Origin of the sequence: Gaiella sp., assembly GCF_039915195.1 — a bacterium.
Taxonomy (GTDB): Bacteria; Actinomycetota; Thermoleophilia; order Gaiellales; family Gaiellaceae; genus Gaiella.
On sequence record NZ_JBDSNT010000053.1, the window covers coordinates 1 to 17,351 of the forward strand.

Annotated in this window: 21 protein-coding genes and 1 pseudogene; 13 read left to right on the forward strand and 9 right to left on the reverse strand. The window is 67.6% G+C overall.

Features of this window, described 5'->3' with window-relative positions; translation table 11 throughout:
- Positions 1 to 84: 84 nt before the first annotated feature.
- From ABIR74_RS05000 to ABIR74_RS05030, 7 genes are all read right to left on the reverse strand, one after another.
- Complete coding sequence (locus ABIR74_RS05000) at positions 85 to 837, reverse strand: XdhC family protein (protein WP_348175561.1); 753 nt, start codon at positions 835 to 837, stop codon at positions 85 to 87.
- The gene (locus tag ABIR74_RS05005) at positions 834 to 1,145 is read right to left on the reverse strand and encodes an XdhC family protein (RefSeq protein WP_348175563.1); all 312 of its coding nucleotides are present in this window, start codon (positions 1,143 to 1,145) and stop codon (positions 834 to 836) included. The genes ABIR74_RS05000 and ABIR74_RS05005 overlap by 4 nt, the downstream gene beginning before the upstream one ends.
- Positions 1,142 to 2,266: a VWA domain-containing protein gene (locus ABIR74_RS05010; protein WP_348175565.1), complete on the reverse strand. Its 1,125-nt coding sequence runs from the start codon at positions 2,264 to 2,266 to the stop codon at positions 1,142 to 1,144. Before ABIR74_RS05010 ends, ABIR74_RS05005 begins: the two co-directional genes overlap by 4 nt.
- A gap of 6 nt (positions 2,267 to 2,272) precedes the next feature.
- Positions 2,273 to 3,157, reverse strand: a complete 885-nt coding sequence (locus ABIR74_RS05015) for a MoxR family ATPase (protein WP_348175566.1) — start codon at positions 3,155 to 3,157, stop codon at positions 2,273 to 2,275.
- Between the two features lie 48 nt (positions 3,158 to 3,205).
- Positions 3,206 to 3,520 carry a hypothetical protein gene (locus ABIR74_RS05020; protein ID WP_348175568.1) on the reverse strand — a complete coding sequence of 105 codons (315 nt, stop codon included), beginning with the start codon at positions 3,518 to 3,520 and terminating at the stop codon, positions 3,206 to 3,208.
- A gap of 41 nt (positions 3,521 to 3,561) precedes the next feature.
- Complete coding sequence (locus ABIR74_RS05025) at positions 3,562 to 4,392, reverse strand: phosphoenolpyruvate hydrolase family protein (RefSeq protein WP_348175569.1); 831 nt, start codon at positions 4,390 to 4,392, stop codon at positions 3,562 to 3,564.
- A gap of 120 nt (positions 4,393 to 4,512) precedes the next feature.
- On the reverse strand, positions 4,513 to 5,106 hold the full coding sequence (locus ABIR74_RS05030) for a TetR/AcrR family transcriptional regulator (protein WP_348175571.1): 594 nt from the start codon (positions 5,104 to 5,106) through the stop codon (positions 4,513 to 4,515).
- Between the two features lie 54 nt (positions 5,107 to 5,160).
- Here ABIR74_RS05030 and ABIR74_RS05035 point away from each other — a divergent pair, with 54 nt between their 5' ends.
- Genes ABIR74_RS05035 through ABIR74_RS05045 form a run of 3 tightly spaced genes read left to right on the forward strand, consistent with a single transcriptional unit; the run spans position 5,161 to position 8,108 of the window.
- Positions 5,161 to 6,057 (forward strand): MBL fold metallo-hydrolase, encoded by an 897-nt coding sequence (locus ABIR74_RS05035; RefSeq protein WP_348175572.1) that lies wholly within the window; start codon positions 5,161 to 5,163, stop codon positions 6,055 to 6,057.
- Positions 6,058 to 6,087: 30 nt separating this feature from the next.
- Positions 6,088 to 7,107: an alpha-ketoacid dehydrogenase subunit beta gene (locus tag ABIR74_RS05040; protein ID WP_348175573.1), complete on the forward strand. Its 1,020-nt coding sequence runs from the start codon at positions 6,088 to 6,090 to the stop codon at positions 7,105 to 7,107.
- On the forward strand, positions 7,107 to 8,108 hold the full coding sequence (locus tag ABIR74_RS05045; protein ID WP_348175575.1) for a thiamine pyrophosphate-dependent dehydrogenase E1 component subunit alpha: 1,002 nt from the start codon (positions 7,107 to 7,109) through the stop codon (positions 8,106 to 8,108). The genes ABIR74_RS05040 and ABIR74_RS05045 overlap by 1 nt, the downstream gene beginning before the upstream one ends.
- On the opposite strand, the gene ABIR74_RS05050 is transcribed toward ABIR74_RS05045, so the two are convergent.
- The gene (locus tag ABIR74_RS05050; protein ID WP_348175577.1) at positions 8,105 to 8,695 is read right to left on the reverse strand and encodes a TetR/AcrR family transcriptional regulator; all 591 of its coding nucleotides are present in this window, start codon (positions 8,693 to 8,695) and stop codon (positions 8,105 to 8,107) included. The two genes, ABIR74_RS05045 and ABIR74_RS05050, sit on opposite strands and share 4 nt — an antisense overlap.
- Before the next feature lie 113 nt (positions 8,696 to 8,808).
- On the opposite strand from ABIR74_RS05050, the gene ABIR74_RS05055 reads away from it, so the two are divergent.
- The 10 genes from ABIR74_RS05055 (at position 8,809) to ABIR74_RS05100 (ending at position 17,019) form a co-directional block, all read left to right on the forward strand.
- A complete protein-coding gene (locus ABIR74_RS05055; protein WP_348175593.1) occupies positions 8,809 to 8,985 on the forward strand; it encodes a tautomerase family protein in 177 nt (58 codons plus the stop codon).
- Positions 8,986 to 9,012: 27 nt separating this feature from the next.
- Positions 9,013 to 9,798, forward strand: a complete 786-nt coding sequence (locus ABIR74_RS05060; protein ID WP_348175579.1) for an FAD binding domain-containing protein — start codon at positions 9,013 to 9,015, stop codon at positions 9,796 to 9,798.
- Entirely contained in the window at positions 9,795 to 10,307 is a 513-nt protein-coding gene (locus ABIR74_RS05065) for a (2Fe-2S)-binding protein (protein WP_348175581.1), read from the forward strand. The genes ABIR74_RS05060 and ABIR74_RS05065 overlap by 4 nt, the downstream gene beginning before the upstream one ends.
- Entirely contained in the window at positions 10,304 to 11,671 is a 1,368-nt protein-coding gene (locus ABIR74_RS05070) for a molybdopterin cofactor-binding domain-containing protein (RefSeq protein ID WP_348175582.1), read from the forward strand. The genes ABIR74_RS05065 and ABIR74_RS05070 overlap by 4 nt, the downstream gene beginning before the upstream one ends.
- Before the next feature lie 121 nt (positions 11,672 to 11,792).
- Positions 11,793 to 12,896: a molybdopterin cofactor-binding domain-containing protein gene (locus ABIR74_RS05075; protein ID WP_348175584.1), complete on the forward strand. Its 1,104-nt coding sequence runs from the start codon at positions 11,793 to 11,795 to the stop codon at positions 12,894 to 12,896.
- The gene (locus ABIR74_RS05080) at positions 12,897 to 13,289 is read left to right on the forward strand and encodes a cupin domain-containing protein (RefSeq protein WP_348175586.1); all 393 of its coding nucleotides are present in this window, start codon (positions 12,897 to 12,899) and stop codon (positions 13,287 to 13,289) included.
- Positions 13,286 to 13,957 (forward strand): SDR family oxidoreductase, encoded by a 672-nt coding sequence (locus ABIR74_RS05085; RefSeq protein WP_348175587.1) that lies wholly within the window; start codon positions 13,286 to 13,288, stop codon positions 13,955 to 13,957. Before ABIR74_RS05080 ends, ABIR74_RS05085 begins: the two co-directional genes overlap by 4 nt.
- A 50-nt stretch (positions 13,958 to 14,007) precedes the next feature.
- Positions 14,008 to 15,360 carry an FAD-dependent oxidoreductase gene (locus ABIR74_RS05090; protein WP_348175589.1) on the forward strand — a complete coding sequence of 451 codons (1,353 nt, stop codon included), beginning with the start codon at positions 14,008 to 14,010 and terminating at the stop codon, positions 15,358 to 15,360.
- Between the two features lie 25 nt (positions 15,361 to 15,385).
- Entirely contained in the window at positions 15,386 to 16,237 is an 852-nt protein-coding gene (locus ABIR74_RS05095; protein WP_348175590.1) for a cytochrome c oxidase assembly protein, read from the forward strand.
- On the forward strand, positions 16,234 to 17,019 hold the full coding sequence (locus ABIR74_RS05100) for a cytochrome c oxidase assembly protein (RefSeq protein WP_348175592.1): 786 nt from the start codon (positions 16,234 to 16,236) through the stop codon (positions 17,017 to 17,019). Before ABIR74_RS05095 ends, ABIR74_RS05100 begins: the two co-directional genes overlap by 4 nt.
- A 60-nt stretch (positions 17,020 to 17,079) precedes the next feature.
- On the opposite strand, the pseudogene ABIR74_RS05105 reads toward ABIR74_RS05100, so the two are convergent.
- Positions 17,080 to 17,351: pseudogene (locus tag ABIR74_RS05105) on the reverse strand (propanediol dehydratase); the annotation flags it as partial.

Below are 17,351 nucleotides of genomic sequence, written 5' to 3' on the forward strand. Positions count from 1 at the left end.
CCGATTCTTTCGCTGGACCCTCCGCCCATGATCCATCCCATCGGCACGGCCCGCCTCGCTCGAGCTGCGGAGGCCGACGTCGCGCTACGCCACCTCGACGTGGATCCGGTTCTTCGACTCGCGCAACGGGCCGCCGCCTCGGCCAGCTCGCACAGCGAGAATCTCCGCCAGGATCGCAAGCGCAGTCTCTTCCTGGGTGTCAGCGCCGATGTCGAGACCGCACGGCCCCATGATGCGCGCCAGCTGCTCCTCGGCGACGCCGGCCTCGAGCAGGCGCCCTCGACGGCGCTCGGTCGTGCGACGCGAGCCGAGCGCGCCGACGTAAAACGCCTCGCTGGCGAGCGCGGCCTTGAGTGCGGGCTCGTCGAACTTGTCGTCGTGCGTGAGCACGACGACAGCGGTCTGATGGTCGGGCTCGAGCTCGGCAATCGCCTCCTCGGGCCACTTCTGGATCAGGATGTCCGCGGAAGGCATCCGCTCGGGGGTCAGGAACATGCCCCGCGCGTCACCCACGATCGCCGTCCACCCGAGCAGCTTCGCTGCGCGGCAGAGTGCCTCGGCAGTGTCGACTGCGCCGTAGACGAAGATCCGCGGCGGCGGGCCGTACCACTCTGCGAAGACCTTGACGTCGCCGTCGAGGGACAGCAGCCTGTTGCGTCCGCGGCGCACGAGCTCGGGGAACTGCCCGGTCGCGTCGCCCGGCACGCCTCCGCCGAGTCGTTCGCCCGACTCGAGGATGAGCTCCTTGCCGCCAATCCCCTCGCCTTCGACGACCGTGAAGAGGACGCCGCGCTCGCCCGAGTCGCGCAGCTCCGAGAGACGGTGGAGCAGGCTCACTCGACGGCCTCGACGAAGACGTCGATCTCGCCGCCGCAGGGAAGTCCGACGCCCCAGGCCATCTCGTCGGTGATCCCGTAGCTCAGCATCTTCGCCTCACCAGACCGCATCACTTCCATCGCATTCTCGTAGACGTCGCTCTCGACGCAGCCACCGGAGACCGAGCCGCACATCTTCCCAGACTCCGAGATCGCAAGGCTCGTGCCCACGGGTCTCGGCGCCGAACGACGGGTCGCTACAACGGTCGCGACGACGACTCTTTCACCGGCTTCGCGCCAGCGCTCCACCTCATCCAGGATCTCTTTCACGCTGCGTGCCTCCTCTCGATGCCGGCGAGCACTGCCGCCAGCTCTTCCAGACTTCTCAGATTATGGCCGGAGAGGAACCGGTCGACGTACGGCAGCGCTGCTCGCATGCCGCCGGCGAGCGGTTGATACTCCGGATTCCCCTTCAACGGATTGACCCAGACGACGGCGTAGGCGGCACGCGAGAGCCGTGCCATCTCCCGACCCACGAGCTCCGGGTCCTGCCGTTCCCAGCCGTCCGAGACGATCACGACGACCGCACCGCGGGACAGCGCCCGCTTGCCGTAGAGGTCGTTGAACTCCTTCAGCGAGGCGCCGATTCGAGTGCCGCTCCCCCAGTCGGTAACGGCCTCCGTGCACTTCTCGAGAGCCGCCTCGGGGTCCCGCGTACCGAGCTCGGGCGTCAGGCGCGAGAGCCGCGTCCCGAACGCGAACGCCTCCACGCCCGGGCCCGAGCCAACGGCAGCGTGGAGGAACAGAACGAGCGCGCGGGCATAGGCGTCCATCGAGCCAGAAACGTCGCAGAGGACGACGAGCTTCCGCGGCACGTGTTTCCGGGCGCGGTACGGCCGGTCGACCGGGTCGCCGCCCGTGCGCAGCGAGGCTCTGATGAGGCGTCGCATATCGAGGCGGTCGCCACGCGGATCGGCCTTCCGGCGTCTCGAGGCGCGCAGAGGGCGGCTCTCCGCGATGGCCGCTATCAATCTGCGGACGCGCCGGTACTCGTCCGGTGACATCTCCGCAAAGTCCTTCTCCCGGAGCAACTCGTGCCCCGACGCCCCGAGCTCGAGCGGGTCTCCCAGCTCCTCGTCCTGATCGCCCCCGGAGCTGTCGGAGAGTGACTCGCCGACCTTCTTCTGTTCGGCCCGATCGTTCGCGCGAACGGGGGGAAGCACCGGTGCTCGGAGGAACCAGGCGTTGAAGGCGCGGTCGAAGAGGTCGAGCTCATCGCGACGGCAGACGAGCGTCTGCCGGAGTGCAAAGTAGACATCCTCCCGGCGGGTCAGGTCGACCGCGTCGAGACCACGGAGGGCGTCAGCGACCCGGCCCGGCCCGACCTCGAGTCCGACCTCGCGCAGAACACGGCCGAACGTGACGACGTGGCGAACGACCGCGTCGGCCATGCCGCGTTACCGGGCCGCGGTCGCTCGGGCGGTATCGACGAGCTGCGCGAGAGTCTCGTCCCGCACGGCCTCGATGTCCTCGCGGTACTTGAGGACGGAGCCGAGGGTCTGTTCGACGACGTCGGCGTCGATCTCCTGCTTGCCGAGGGCGTTCAACGCCATCGTCCAGTCGATCGTCTCGGCGACGCCGGGCGGCTTGGCCAGGTCGAGGCCGCGCAGCTCGCGCACGAACGCCGCAGCTTGCGCGGCCAGCCGCTCGGAGACGCCGGGAATGCGGATCTTGACGATCGCGATCTCCCGGTCGATCGACGGGTGACCGATCCAGTGGAAGAGCGCGCGGCGCTTCAGCGCGTCGTGCAGCTCGCGCGTGCGGTTCGAGGTGAGGATCACCGCCGGCTTGCGGCGAGACCGGATCGTGCCGAGCTCGGGAATCGTGATCTGGAAGTCGGAAAGCACCTCGAGCAGGAACGCCTCGAACTCCTCGTCGGCTCGATCGATCTCGTCGATCAGCAGCACGACGGGCTCGTCGGAGTCGATCGCCTCGAGCAGCGGTCGACGGATGAGGAACTCCGGCCCGAACAGCTCGTCCTCCGAGACCGTGCCCTCCTGCGCAGCCCTGATGTGCAGCAGCTGCCGTGGGTAGTTCCACTCGTACACGGCGTGCGCGACGTCGAGTCCCTCGTAGCACTGAAGGCGGATCAACCGCGACCCCGTCGCGACAGCAAGCGACTTTGCCGCCTCCGTCTTGCCGACGCCCGCCTCACCCTCGAGGAGAAGGGGTTTCTCGAGCGCGAGCGCGAGGAACAGCGCAGTCGACAGGCCACGGTCCGGCAGGTAGTCGGCCGCCTGGAGGGCAACCTCGAGCTCGTCGATCGTGCTGAATGCGCTCACTGCCCGGAGCGTAGTCGACGCGCCCCGCGCCGCGGCGGCGATAGCCGATCAGGCGGCTTCGTCGAGCAGGCCCTCCGCGAGGGCAACCGAGCGCTCGAGAAAGCCGAAGGCGACGAGAACGTTGAGGCAGTCGACCGGGTTGACCTCTTCCTCACGGCTCCCCTCGATGATCCTCAGGGCGACGAACGTGAGTGGGTCGAACGCGATGCCTGCCTGCTCGAGCGTGCGACCGAGCACGAACGCCTCGCGCGCGAGTTCGTGCTCGGCATTCGTCAGCGAGTGGCCGAGCGCGATCTCGCGCTCCTGGCGCTCACGGAGCGTGAGCTCTGCCTCCATCTCGTCGTCATCGAACTCGGTCAGCATGGCTACCACGTGAGACGCCGAACTCGGCCGATTGATGGGGCTCAGCGCGACGTGAACGTGAGCTGCTTGAACCGGCGAGCGGTGTCCGCGATCGCTGTTTCCACCGGTAGGCGCTCCATGCTCGACGCGCCGTAGAACCCGACGACGCCGACGGTGCGGGTGAGCACGTATTGCGCGTCCTCCGCTTCGGCGATCGGCCCCCCATGGCAGAGCACGAGCACCTCCGGGTTCACCTCGAAGGCCGCATCTGCGATCGCCTGGACACGCTCGACCGACTCGTCGAGGGACGGCGCGCTGGTCACGCCGATCATTCCTTTCGTCGTCGTGTTCATGTGCGCGACGACGATGTCCGCGCCGGCGTCGGCGAGCCAGCGGGCCTCCTGCGGATCGAAGGCATACGGCGTCGTCAGCAGATCGAGGTCATGCGCGACGCGGATCATCTCGACCTCGAGCTTGAAGCTCATCCCGGTCTCCTCGAGCACCTGCCGAAAGTTGCCGTCGATCACCCCCACCGTCGGGAAGTTCTGCACGCCGGAGAAGCCGAGCTCCTGCAGCTGGCGGAGGAAGCGCGGCATCGAACGGAACGGGTCGGTCCCGTTGACCCCAGCGAGTACCGGCGTGTCACGGACGACGGGCAGCACCTCGCCTGCCATCTCGACGACGATTGCATTCGCATCCCCGTAGGCGAGGAGACCTGCGGCGGAGCCGCGGCCGGCCATTCTGTAGCGGCCCGAGTTGTAGACGATGATCAGGTCGACCCCGCCCTCCTCCTCGCACTTGGCGGACAGCCCGGTGCCGGCACCGGCGCCGATGATCGGCCGTCCTGCTGCAAGTGTGGCCCGGAGGCGAGCGAGTGCATCGTCGCGCGTCATCACCGAGACGATACGGGAGGTGGGCGTGCCGGCGCGTCGGGTTCCGACGGTACGGGGATTCGCACGAGGGAGACGTCGAGCACCTCTCCCCCGACGCCACCGATCGAAGCCGGCGGCAGGCTAGTGCCCGGGGCGCGCCGCGATTCCCTCGACGAAGATCTCCGAGAAGAACGTGGCGATCTCGGCCGCGGACGAGGGGCCATCACTCGAGTACCACTGGTACGACCAGTTGCACATGCCAAACAGGGCGAGTGTCGCGAGGCGCGGGTCGAGGGCACGGAACTCCCCCGTCGCAACGCCCCGAATGATCGTCTGTTCCACGCCCGACTGGTAAGCGTCGCGCTTCTCCCGCACCCGGGCCCGCGCGATATCCGGGAGCTCGCGGTGGTGCTCGAAGAAGACGCGCACGTGGCCACGGTGGGTCTCCATCAGTTCCAACACGTCGGTGAGCACGGCGCGGATCTCGGCAGCCGCGGAGCCATCGGTCCCCCGTGCAGCATGCTTCGCGAGCAGGAGGTCGATGAACTCCTCGTGAATCCAGGTGAGCAGCTCGTCCTTCGATGAGAGGTAGTGGTAGAGCGTGGGCTTGCGGATGCCTACGGCCTCGGCGATCTGCCCGACCCCGACCGCGTGGTAGCCGTCGCGGTCGAAGAGCACCGCCGCCGCCGTCACTATCTCGCGTCGCTTCGCGTCGGCATTGACAGATCCAGCCACGACGAATAGCGTACCCGACCGACCGGTCGGTCGTACCTTCTGAGAGGAGATTCCGTGGCCTACGAAATCAAGATGCTCGATCTGATCGACATCGAGCTCGAGTCGAGCTTCCTCGTGCTCGCACGCAACATGGGCATCCGCACCCGCGTCAAGACGTGGGGCTACCTCATTCTCGGCCCCGATACCGAGCCGATCCTCGTCGACACCGGCGCGAGCCACCCCGAGATCATGGAAACGCTCGGGATGACGGGCATCGTCACCGAGGAGATGACGATGGAGGCGCAGCTCGCGCGATTCGGCCTCGAGCACGACGACGTGCGCTGGATCCTCCACACCCACCACCACATCGACCACGCGGGCCAGGACGATCGCTTCCCGAAGGCAACCGTGATCACGAACCGTCGTGAGCTCGAGTACTCCGCCTCGGGGATCATGGGCGGCCAGTACCCCGCTACCTACGTGAAGCACCACATCGACCGACTGCACACGCCCGGGGCACTGAGGCTGCTCGACCTCGAGTTGTCCGGGCCCGACGAGCTCCTTCCCGGGATCGTCTGCGAGGCCGCCGGCGGCCACACCGAGGGTTCGATGAACATCAATGTCACGACGGCGGAAGGCATCGCCTGCATCTGCGGCGACGTCATCTACGACATCAACAACCAGGTGATCGACCCGATCTACCAGGTGCTCGACTACGAGCCGCAGTCGACGGGAAACCAGGGAACGTCGAAGCGCGAGGAACGCGCGGCGATCAAGAGGGTGCTCAACTCGGGCGACTTCATCCTTCCGATCCATGACTACCCGGCGCGCATCGAGAGCCAGCGGGTCGTCTCACGGTTCGTTGGCGACTCGGTTCCCGGGCCCGAGATCCCGGTCGAGCACAGGACGGCAAGCGAGACGAGAGAGATGGGCCTCGGGCGCGAGGAGTTCCGCCTCCCTCCCGCCCCATGACATCGCTGACAATCGAATAGGCTCTTGGCCGTGACGAGCGTCGGCCATCTGGATGCACCCGACGCACCGGTGGGCAGCGCGCCCGCCGGTGCGATCACCTACCTCGAGGCGATCCGCGCCGCATTGCAGGACGCGATGCGCGAGGACGATCGCGTCTTCCTGCTCGGCGAGGACATCGGTGTCTTCGGCGGGGCGTTCGGCGTGACCGTCGGCCTCCTCGACGAGTTCGGCGAGGCACGAGTCATGGACACGCCGATCGCCGAGGAGGGATTCGTCGGAGCAGCGATCGGCGCTGCGTGGATGGGCGAGCGCCCGGTCGTCGAGCTCCAGTTCGCGGACTTCATCACGTGCGCGTTCGACCCGATCGTCACCGTCGCGGCGAAGACGCACTGGCGCTCGGGGCAGAGTATTCCGATCACGATCCGCTGCCCGACGGGTGGAGGCGTGCGCGGCGGGCCGTTCCACGCGGGCTCGCCCGAGGGCTGGTTCGTCGGGACGGCAGGCCTCAAGATCGTCTGCCCCGGCACCGTCGAGGACGCCTACGGACTGCTCAGGGCCGCCATCGACGACCCCGACCCGGTTCTCTACTTCGAGCACAAGCGGCTCTACCGGACGCTGCGCGCAAAGCCGCCTCCGCAGGGGTACCGCACCCAGATCGGCCCGGCGACGATTGCGAGAGCTGGGACCGACGCGACCGTGATCACCTATGGCTCCGGTGTCTCGACGGCACTCGCAGCGGCGGAGCTCGTCGACGGAGAGGTCGAGATCGTCGATCTGCGCACGATCTGGCCGCTCGACGAGCGCTCGATCCTCGCTTCGATCGAGAAGACGTCACGCGTGCTCGTTCTGCAGGAGGCCTCTCGCTCGACGGGTGCGGCCGGCGTGATCCTGTCGTTGATCGCCCAGCGCGCGTTCGAGCATCTCGACGCACCCCCCGCTCTGCACGCCCCTCCCGATACGCCCGTGCCGTTCGCGCCCGAGCTCGAAGACGGGTACATGCCGTCGGTCGAGTCGGCCGCCGCCGCCCTCGACCAGCTGCTGGCCTACTGATGTCGATCAAGCCATGCGCCGAGGCACCGTCGGTCGACGCGGACGAGCGCGTGGAGCTCTTCCGGCTCGTCCTGCTGCAGCGCCTCTTCGAGGATCGCGTGATGACGCTCTATCGCCAGGGACGGGTGCCGGGCTCCGTGTACACGGGCAGAGGGCAAGAAGCGGTGGCAGCTGGTGCCGGTCTCGCGCTCGGTCCGGACGACATCGTCGCGCCTCTGAACCGCGAGCTCGCCTGCCATTTCGCACGCGGTGCCACCACTGCGGACGTGTTCCGCAACTTCTTCGGCAAGGCGACGAGCCCGACGTTCGGCAGGGACGGCAACCTGCACTTCGGCGCCCCGGAGCGCGGCGTCTTCCCGCTCGTCTCGATGCTCGGCGACCTCGTGCCCCTCGTGGCCGGCGCAGCCCTTGCCTTCAAGCGGCGTGGGGAGCGACGGGTCGCGATGACGTTCCTCGGCGAGGGCGCTTTCTCGGTGGGCGACACGCACGAGGGGTTGAACCTCGCGGCGGTCTGGCAGGTACCAGCGGTGTTCGTGATCCAGGCGAATCGCTACTCGTACTCGACACCCGTTGCGCGGCAGATGGTCAACACCAACATCGCGCAGCGGATCTACGGCGGTTGGTCCATCCCTGCCGAGCGCGTCGACGGAACGGATGCCCTCGCGGTTCTCGACACGGTACGGGCCGCCGTCGAACGAGCGCGCAACGGTAACGGACCGCAAGCAGTCGAAGCTCTCTCGGTACGGATGCACGGCCATGCCGCTCACGACGACGCGCGTTACATGCCGGAGGGGATGCGCGAGGAATTCGCCGAGAGCTACGACCCCGTTGAGCGCCTCGCTGCACGCCTTGCACTCGACGGCTTCGCCCCCGATGCTATTCAGGCGATGCGCGAGGCCGCGCTCGCAGAGGTCGATGCTGGTCTCGCCGAGGCTGAGCAGGCGCCGGCACCGGATCCAGCCACGCTCGAGGACGGCGTCTACGCGGCTCCGCCGTTCTAGTGGGCTGACCTATCAGGCAGCAGGCCGCGCAGGATGAGATCGATCAGCGCGGCGCGCGACCGTTCCGCGTCCCAGTCGTGCGCCCGGCGGAGGTGGCGATACGTACGGTCGACAGCGTTGACGATGACGGTGGCCGTCTGCTCGACCTCGACCGACCTGATCGACCCATCGGCGATGCCGTCCGAGAGGAGGCGCTCGATCGGGTTGATGTACCCCTCGCGAGAGCGCACCTCGTCGGCGGCGTCGTGAAAGAAACGCCGGTCGGCCTCCTCGTCGAGTGCCGCGAGGAACGAGAGATGATCCTCCGTCACCTCACAAACGGCGACGAGCATGGCCTCGAGTCGTTCCGCGCCCGTGCCGCGGCCCATGACGGACGGCCAGAGTGCAGCCCTGAAAGCATCCTCGTAGTCCCGGGCAAGCAGCGCGAAGATCTCATCGCGCCCGAGGCCACGGCGATGGAGGGTCATGCGCGAAACGCCCGACTCCCCGGCGATGCGGGTCAACGTCGCGGATTGCCAGCCGCCCGACGCGATTGCGCGGCGGGCCCCATCGATCACGCGCTGCTCGGTGCTCTCGACCTGTGCCATCGAGTTGGGACGATAGCGTTGCGCGAACGGTACGACAATGTCACACTGTCCCGACATCCCCCCGTCGAGCCCGCTCCGGGATCGGCCAGCCGAAGGAGGCCCCCACCGTGCCGATGATCGAGGTCAAGCTGTACGACCGCCGTGTCACCGAGGAGTCCGTGCCCAAGATGATCGAGGCCCTCACAAACGCCCTCGCGGAGTCGAGCGGGGCAGCGCCGGAGCACATTCAAGTTGTCATCCAGGGCGTGGCACCAAGCCACTGGGGCATCGGCGGGAAGCAGCAGTCGTGATGGCGAGGCCAACCCGAAAGGATGGACATGGCGTCTGAAGTACTGATGCCGTCGTCCCCGTCGGAGGCAGTGTCGCTCTTTCGCGACGGCGCTGCGACGACGGTGATCGGCGGAGGAACCGTCGTCATGCCGGAGATCACGTACGGCCGCCTCGCGCCAGATCGGGTGCTCCTGTTGACGAACGCGGGCCTTGACACCGTCGCAGTCGACGGAGACACGATCACGATCGGTGCGACGACACGCGTCGATGCCCTGGCCGAGCTCGGTATCGACGGGCTTACGGCGTGTGCCGGCAATGTCGCAGACGGTGAGATTCGTTCGCAGGCGACCGTCGGCGGCAACCTCTGCGTCGGCCAGGGCCACGAGGCACCGCGGGGTGATCTGCAGGGTGTATTTCTGGCTCTCGATGCAACGGTGCGCTCGGCGGGATCCGATGGCGAGCGCACGGAATCGCTCGAGAAGTTCCTCCCCCACCGACACGGCCGACTCGCCCTCGAGGTCAGCTTCACGCGGCCGGCAGCCTCGGCGTTCGTGGCGCTCGAGTACCCACACACGCACGAGTACACCGTGCTCGCGGTCTCGGGAACCCGCACCGCAGACGGCACAATCCGGCTTGCGGCAACGGGCGTTGCCGGCCCCGGAGCGCGACTCCGATCGGCCGAGGCAGCCGCAGCGGATCCGGAAGCGGCAGGGGCCGCAGCAGTCAACGACGTCACATTCGCTGACGATTCGCTCGCATCTGCCTGGTATCGCGAGCAGACGTTGCCGGTGCTCGTCCGTCGCGTTCTCACCCAACTCGAGGAGTCGGCATGAACCTCACGATCAACGGGGTCGAGACCCCGATCGAGAGCGGGCCGCTGACGAGCCTGCTCGATGTGCTTCGCGAGGAGCTCGGGATCACGAGTCCCAAGGCCGGGTGTGAGCAGGGCGGCTGCGGAGCTTGCACCGTCCTCGTCGACGGCGAGCCCCGGCGGTCGTGCCTCACCCCCGCTGCCGCGGTCGACGGCGCCGCGATCACCACCGTCGAAGGGCTCGGCACGCCGGAGAATCTCTCTCCGGTGCAACAGGCGTTCACGCACCACTACGCCGCGCAGTGCGGCTTCTGCACGTCGGGAATGATGATGGCCACGCAGGCCTACATCAACGGCGGTGGAACGGACGACCGCGAGGCGATCCAGCATGCCCTCGGCGGCCATGTCTGTCGCTGCACGGGCTACGTCAAGATCATCGACGCGGTCGCGGCCGTGGCTCGCGGCGAGTCGTTCGACCCGAACCTCACGGCAGCAGGCACGGCCATGACAAACCTGGGAGGTATCGCATGAAGGCGGTAGGCGCACGCGTCCCCCGCTACGACGGCGTCGCCCACGCGACAGGCCGAACCGAGTTCGTCGACGACGTCCGGATTCCCGGCACCCTGTGGGTGAAGGCGTTCCGGTCGCCGGTGCACAGCGCAACGATGACGAACCTCGACACGAGCAAGGCTGAGGCGATGAAGGGCGTCCACGTGATCACGTGGCAGGACGTGCCACTTCTCTCATACGGTCACCTGTCGGCCCTCGGCATCCCGGCCGACGAGCCGCTGCTCGCGCAGGACGAGGTTCGCTACCTCGGTCAGCCGATAGCGATCGTCGCAGCCCCGAGCGAGGAAGCGGCGATGGCAGCCGTCGATGCGATCACTGCTGACTTCCAGGAGCGCCCCGCGCTCCTCGACGTCCGCAAGGCATTCGATGCGGACGCCCCGGTGATCCACGAGGAAGGCAACTGGTACACGCACTTCGAGAACGAGATGGATCGCCGACAGATCCGCAAGGGCAACATCGACGAGGCGTTCGACAAGGCGGATCTGATCGTCCAGGGCGTCTACCGCCCCGCCGCGATCGAGCACGCGCCGATCGAGACCCAGGTGTGCCAGGTCGTCCCGGAGGCGAACGGCCGGCTCACGATCTACTCCTGCACGCAGGCGTTGTACTTCTCGATGGGCGTCGTCGCTGCGCACCTGCAGTTGCCGCTGAACAAGCTGAAGGTCGTCGGTGGCACCGTGGGTGGCGGCTTCGGCGGCAAGGTCGACACGGCAACCGAGACGATGTGCGCCCTCCTCGCACAGAAGTCCGGCAAGCCGGTGAAGTGGCGCTGGACGCGTGAGGAGGAGTTCCTCTGCTCGTCAACACGGGCTCCCTGGCACATGGAGATCGCGGACGCGGTCACGAAGGACGGCTGGATCCTCGGCCGCAAGATGCTCACCCTGCACGATTCCGGTGCGTACTCGCGGTTCTCGCCGTACGGGCTCACGAAGCACAGCTTCCACCACACGGGCGCGTACTCGATCCCGAACCTCGAGTTCGACGGGTACGTCGTCTACACGAACCGCACACCGACGACCGCAATGCGGGGCTTCGGTGTCACGTCGGTCTCGTTCGCGACCGAGACGCACATGAGCCGGATCGCGCTCGAGCTCGGGATCGACCCGTTCGAGCTCAGGCTCAAGAACGCGAATCGGATCGGCGACACGTCGCCGAACCAGATCGCGTACACCGACCCGTCTACGGTGCCGACGATCCTCGCGATCGCCGACGCAGTCGGACACGACCTGAAGCCGGAGTACGCGGCGATGACCCCTGGACAGCGGTCGGGTGACCTCCTCCCGGAGCACCTCGTCGGCCAACTCGGAAACCCGGAGGACCACTAATGCCGCTTCTCACAACGCCACGCCCGTCTGCCCCCGAGGCACACCGGCTGCGTGCTCGTCCCGGGAGAGGCTCCGCCATCTCCCCTACGACGCAACTCCCGACGTGAGCTAGGAGACGACGATGGCAATCAAGACGGGCCGCGGCTTCGCGGCAATCGAGTACCCCACGGGGATGAACCAGAACGGCGACCCATCACAGGCCTGGATCAAGGTCAAGCCGGACGGTCGCATCGACGTCTTCGCAGGAACGTCCGACATCGGCAACGGCTCGAAGACGATCCAGTCGCAGATCGTCGCGGAGACGATCGGCGTACCGTACGAGTGGATCACCTACGACAACTCGAACACCGACTCTTCGCCCGTCTGCACCGGGACGTTTGCTTCGCGCGCAACGTTCGTTGCCGGTAAGGCCGTCGAGAAGGCGGCAGAGAACGTACGACAGAAGATCCTCGAGATCGCCGGGAAGGAGCTCGAGATCGACCCCGCCGACCTCGAGATCATCGACGGAGAGGTGATCGCAAAGGGAGCGCCACAGAAGAAGATCAGCGTTCCCGACGTGGCCGCCGCGGCGACGTGGGGCCATGGCGAGCTCCTCACCGGAACCGGTGCGCAGCTGAAGCCATACGCCACCATCGTTGAGCCCGAGACGGGCAAGGTCGATCTCCCTCCCCACTCGGCAATCTCGTACGCCTCGTGCGCCGCGGAGGTCGAGGTCGATGAGGAGACCGGCGTCGTCACGGTGACACGACTCTGGCAGTGCTACGACGTCGGCAAGTCGATCAACCCGACGCTCGTCGAGGGACAGATCGAGGGTGGCGCGGTGCAGGGGCTCGGCCTCGGCATCCTCGAGAACTGCTACCCGTACTACCCCTCGGTCGAGCATCGTGGCGGCCAGTTCGGGGCTTACCTCGTCCCGGGTATGGAGGATCTCCCGCAGATCGACACGCTGATCATCGAGAACCCCTCAGCCGACGGCCCGTTCGGCGCCAAGGGTATCGGCGAGATGGCGAACAATGCTCAGCCGCCCGCGATCGCAACGGCCGTCTTCGACGCGGTCGGCGTGTGGGTGACGGAGCTGCCGATCACGCCCGAGAGGGTGTTGCGTGCCCTTCACGAGAAGGCCGTGGGCGGCGATGCACCGAAGCGAGACGGCAAGTGGGTCGTCTTCGACGCCGACCTGTCGGTGAACGCGGTGGGAACCGGGATCACGTTCGAGGCCACGTAGGTGGCCGACTCGCCGTTCCGGTCGTTCAATGGAGAGGAGCCCTTCCCCATCTTTCCCGGGGTCGGGCTCCATCCCATTGCCGGCGACCAGGTCTTCCTCGGCCGGGTCACCTACGCGCCGGAAACGACCGTGAAGCGGCACAGCCACGAGCACACCGAGCAGGCGATGCTCGTGATCGAGGGATCGCTTCGCATGACGATCGGCACCGAGACGCGCGACATAGGGCCGGGCGACGCCTGCATCATCAACCGCGGCATCGAGCACGAGCTGTACTCGGCCGACGGAGTCACCTTCATCGAGGCGCTCTCGCCGGTGCCGCTCGACCACATCGGCGACCGCGAGCGCGACCTCGTCCTCGGTGACCTCAACGGGTCGTTGCACGTCGAGCGATGAGCCCGGGCAACAGGACTGCCCTCGTCACCGGCGCGAGCCGTGGGATCGGGGCTGCGACCGCGGAGCGGCTGCGCCGAGACGGCTGGTCGGTGAAGACCGCCGAGCGCTCGACAGGAGTCGACCTCAGGGATCCGCTCGCAGCCGCGGCAGCCGTCGACCGCCTCGACCGCATCGATGCCCTGGTCTGCAATGCGGGCACGATCGTCCGGAAGTCGCTGCTCGACACGACCCTTGACGACTGGCAGCAGATCGTCGACGTCAACCTCACCTCGGTCTTCGCCCTCGCACAGGCGGCGGCGAGACGGATGCTGGCGGGAGACGGCGGCTCGATCGTTCTTCTCGGCTCGATGATGTCATTCCAGGGTGGCTACAACGTGAGCGCGTATGCGGCGTCGAAGGGCGGCGTCGCACAACTTGCGAAGGCACTATCGAACGAGCTCGCCGGCCAGGGCATCCGGGTGAACGCGGTTGCTCCCGGCTACATCAAGACCGAGATGACGGATTCACTCGAGGACTGGCGGCGGCGCGATGTCGACGCCCGCATCCCCGCCGGCCGCTTCGGCACCCCTGAGGACGTTGCCGATGTCGTCGCATTTCTTCTCTCCGACGACGCGCGGTACGTGACCGGGGCAGTGATCCCGGTCGACGGCGGCTATCTCGCGCGGTAGATGCTCGCTGTGACAGAATCTCCTGACCAAACGGTCAGGAGGCGAGGAGCATGAACGAGCGGGACGCGGATGTCGTTGTCATCGGTGCAGGTGTCGCGGGCCTCGTGGCAGCGTCCGATCTCGTCGCGGCAGGACGCGAGGTCGTCGTGCTCGAGGCACGGGATCGCGTCGGTGGACGCCTCCTCAACACCGAGATCGGCGGCGAGCCGAACGAGCTCGGCGGCCAGTGGATCGCCCCGTACCAGAGCGAGATGCACGCACTTCTGGCGGAGCTCGGGCTCGAGAGCTTCCACGCCTACCGCGAAGGCGACAGCCTCTACATCGACCCCGCTGGCGAGCTCCACCGTTACGCCGCCGATACCGAACCGCTGCCGGCGACGGCCGCCGCCGACTACGCGCGGGCGGTCGCCAAGCTCGACGCGCTCTGCGCGGAGCTCGATCCCGAAGCGCCCTGGGAGCATCCACTGGCGACCGAGCTCGATGGCATCACCTTCGAGCAATGGCTCGCCGCCGAGGTCGACGACACGCTCGCGCGCGACTTCCTCCGCTCGAACATGGCCGGCGGCTACATGACCAAGCCGGCCGACAGCTTCTCCCTTCTCGGCGCCGCAGCAACGGTCGCGGGCGCGGGAAGCGTCGCGAACCTGTTCGAGCCCGACCTCTGCCTCCACTCCCGCATCGTCGGCGGCTCGCAGCTGATCCCGCTCCGACTCGCCGAGCGGCTCGGCGACCGCGTGGTCGTCGGCGCGCCCGCGCGAACCCTTCGCTGGAGCGAGGAGGGTGTCGATGTCGAAGCCGGGGCACTGAAGGTGCAGGCACAGGCAGCCGTCGTCGCCGTGCCGCCGAACGTCGCCGGGTTCATCCGTTTCGAGCCGTCGTTGCCCGCGTGGCGGATGCGGCTCCACCAGGCCCTGACACAGGGCGACGTGATCAAGGTTCTCGCTGTGTACGACGAGCCGTTCTGGCGCGCAGAGGGGCTCTCCGGCGAGGGCTTCGCACCGTATCAGCTCGTCCGCGAGGTCTACGACAACACGCCGCCCGTCGGGCGTCCCGGCGTGCTGTGCACCTTTCTCGCCGGAGAGAAGGCCCAGGCCGCGGAGCGGCTCGATGCCTCCGAGCGCCGGCGCCTCGTTCTGGATGGCCTCGCTCGCTATTTCGGGTCGCGAGCCCTCGACGCGACCGAGGTGATCGAGCACGACTGGTCTCAGGAGGAGTGGACTCGCGGTGCCTATGCCGCCACCTTCGGCGTCGGCGGTCTCGCGCGCCACGGCGCCGATCTGACCCGTCCGGTCGGGCCGATTCAGTGGGCCTGCACCGATCTCGCTGGCGTCGGGCACATGCACATGGAGGGCGCGATCCGCTCGGGCCGGGCAGCGGCCCGCGCCATTCTGGCCGACCCGTAAGGGCACACGCGGTAGCCTGAACCGCGTGGACGGTGGCGCCCTCCTCGCGAGCGAGAATCTCTGGCGGGCCTGGTCGTTCCAGCCTGTCGTGATCGGCGGCGGCCTCGTCGCGATCGCGTTCTTCCTCCACGGCTGGACACGGCTCCGCCGGCGCCGGGCCGATCTCGCGCCGTGGACGCGAATCCCGCTCTTCGTCGCGGGAGTCGTCATCACGGTCATCGCCATCGTTTCTCCGATCGACAGGATCGGCGAGAGCTATCTCCAGAGCGCCCACATGCTCCAGCATGTCCTGATCGCCGACCTCGGCATTGCGCTCACGATCGTCGCCGTTCGCGGCCCGCTCACGGTCTTCTTTCTCCCCCGCGACCTCCTTGTCCCGCTCGCTCGGATGCAATGGCTCCGCCGTACGCTCCGCTTCCTGCTCCGGCCGGGCGTGAGCTACGGCGTCTGGGTGATCGCACTTCTCGCCTGGCACGTGCCGCAGTTCTACGAGGCGGCGCTCCACCTTTGGCTCTGGCACGACCTCATGCACCTGAGCTTCATCCTCGGCGGGATCCTCGTCTGGACGCAGATCATCGATCCCTCGCGGCACGAACGACTGACGCTCGGCGAGCGCCTCGGCTTCACGGCACTCGTGTTCTGGACCGGCCAGATCCTGGCGTACGTGATCCTCTTCGACTACAGGCCCCTGTTCCCGTCCTACGCCGACCAGCCGGTCCGCTTACTGGGCCTCTCGCCGTTGACCGATCAGAAGGTCGCTGGCCTCGTGATGATGGTCGAGCAGGTGCTGACCGTCGGCCTCGCCTTCGTCCTACTGCTCCGCGCCAATCAGCGACGACGCGCCCAACTCCTCGAGTTACCGGCAGAGCCCGCGTGAGCTCGCCCTGGGCACCGACGTTCGAGCCGTTGTTCGTCGTCGGCGGGGCCGCGTCCGCGTGGGCCTATGCGCGAGCCGCGAGGAGCGACCCGCCTGGCCGTGCCCGGATTGCGGCGTTCACTGCGGGGATCCTTCTGATCGTCCTGGCCCTGAACTCCCCACTCGAGACGATCGCCGTGGATTACCTGCTCCTGTTCCACTTGCTGCAGAACGTGATCATCTCCGACTGGGCGCCACCGCTGCTCATTCTCGGCCTCACTCCCGGGATGCGCGCGGGGATCGCCGGACGTGGCGGTCGGCCGTTGGCATTCTTCACCCGGCCGGCGATCGCGCTGCCGATCTGGCTCATCGGCTGGTATGCAGTCCATCTCGGGGGCGTCTACGACGCGGCGCTGCGCAATCCGATCCTGCTGAACGGAGAGCACCTCTTCATGATCGCGATCGGCCTGCTCTTCTGGTGGCCCGTCCTCAGCGACGCGCCGCGCGCGGTGCCGACGCTCGGCCGGATCGCCTACATCTTCGCGGCCTTCGTCGGCTCGGCATTCCTCGGACTTGCGCTCACGTTCGCGCCTCCTCTTTACGGCTACTACGAGGATCTCCCGGTGCGGCTGTGGGGGATCAGCGCGGCGCAGGATCAGAACCTGGGTGGGATCCTGATGACCACGGAGCAGGCGATCGTCTTCTTCGCAATGATCACGTGGCTCCTCGTCGTACTCTTCCGCGAAGAGGACGAGGCCGAACGGGAACTCCAGGCACGGCAGCGCGCCGAAGGCCTGCTGTAGGGGCGAGGCGCCCCGAGCGTCAGCGAGGCAAAGCCTCGCCCTCGAGAGGCGCGCCGAGCGTCAGCGAGGCAAAGCCTCGCCCTCGAGAGCGAAGGCGAGCTCGACCGGCGCTGCTCCCTGGACGACGGCCCGTGTCTCGCGGGCATGCAGCAGGGTCGTCCGGACGATCAGCTTCGCCCGGGCGAAGTTGTCGAGCTCTGTCGGAACGGGCCCGACACGGTTCCCGAGTGCGTAGCCGGCGGCGTTCCGACCCATCGCTCGATAGCTCTCGAGCGAGTAGAGCGGCGACATCCCGAAGAGCTCGAGGTTGTCGAGAGGCTGCAGGTCGACGC

Excerpts from the sequence above, each read along its gene's own strand:
- ABIR74_RS05010 (WP_348175565.1), bottom strand. The coding sequence starts at position 2,266 with ATGGCCGACGCGGTCGTTCGCCACGTCGTCACGTTCGGCCGTGTTCTG.
- ABIR74_RS05020 (WP_348175568.1), bottom strand. The coding sequence starts at position 3,520 with ATGCTGACCGAGTTCGATGACGACGAGATGGAGGCAGAGCTCACGCTC.
- ABIR74_RS05025 (WP_348175569.1), bottom strand. The coding sequence starts at position 4,392 with ATGACGCGCGACGATGCACTCGCTCGCCTCCGGGCCACACTTGCAGCA.
- ABIR74_RS05045 (WP_348175575.1), top strand. The coding sequence starts at position 7,107 with ATGTCGATCAAGCCATGCGCCGAGGCACCGTCGGTCGACGCGGACGAG.
- ABIR74_RS05050 (WP_348175577.1), bottom strand. The coding sequence starts at position 8,695 with ATGGCACAGGTCGAGAGCACCGAGCAGCGCGTGATCGATGGGGCCCGC.
- ABIR74_RS05055 (WP_348175593.1), top strand. The coding sequence starts at position 8,809 with ATGATCGAGGTCAAGCTGTACGACCGCCGTGTCACCGAGGAGTCCGTG.
- ABIR74_RS05060 (WP_348175579.1), top strand. The coding sequence starts at position 9,013 with ATGGCGTCTGAAGTACTGATGCCGTCGTCCCCGTCGGAGGCAGTGTCG.
- ABIR74_RS05065 (WP_348175581.1), top strand. The coding sequence starts at position 9,795 with ATGAACCTCACGATCAACGGGGTCGAGACCCCGATCGAGAGCGGGCCG.
- ABIR74_RS05070 (WP_348175582.1), top strand. The coding sequence starts at position 10,304 with ATGAAGGCGGTAGGCGCACGCGTCCCCCGCTACGACGGCGTCGCCCAC.
- ABIR74_RS05075 (WP_348175584.1), top strand. The coding sequence starts at position 11,793 with ATGGCAATCAAGACGGGCCGCGGCTTCGCGGCAATCGAGTACCCCACG.
- ABIR74_RS05085 (WP_348175587.1), top strand. The coding sequence starts at position 13,286 with ATGAGCCCGGGCAACAGGACTGCCCTCGTCACCGGCGCGAGCCGTGGG.
- ABIR74_RS05090 (WP_348175589.1), top strand. The coding sequence starts at position 14,008 with ATGAACGAGCGGGACGCGGATGTCGTTGTCATCGGTGCAGGTGTCGCG.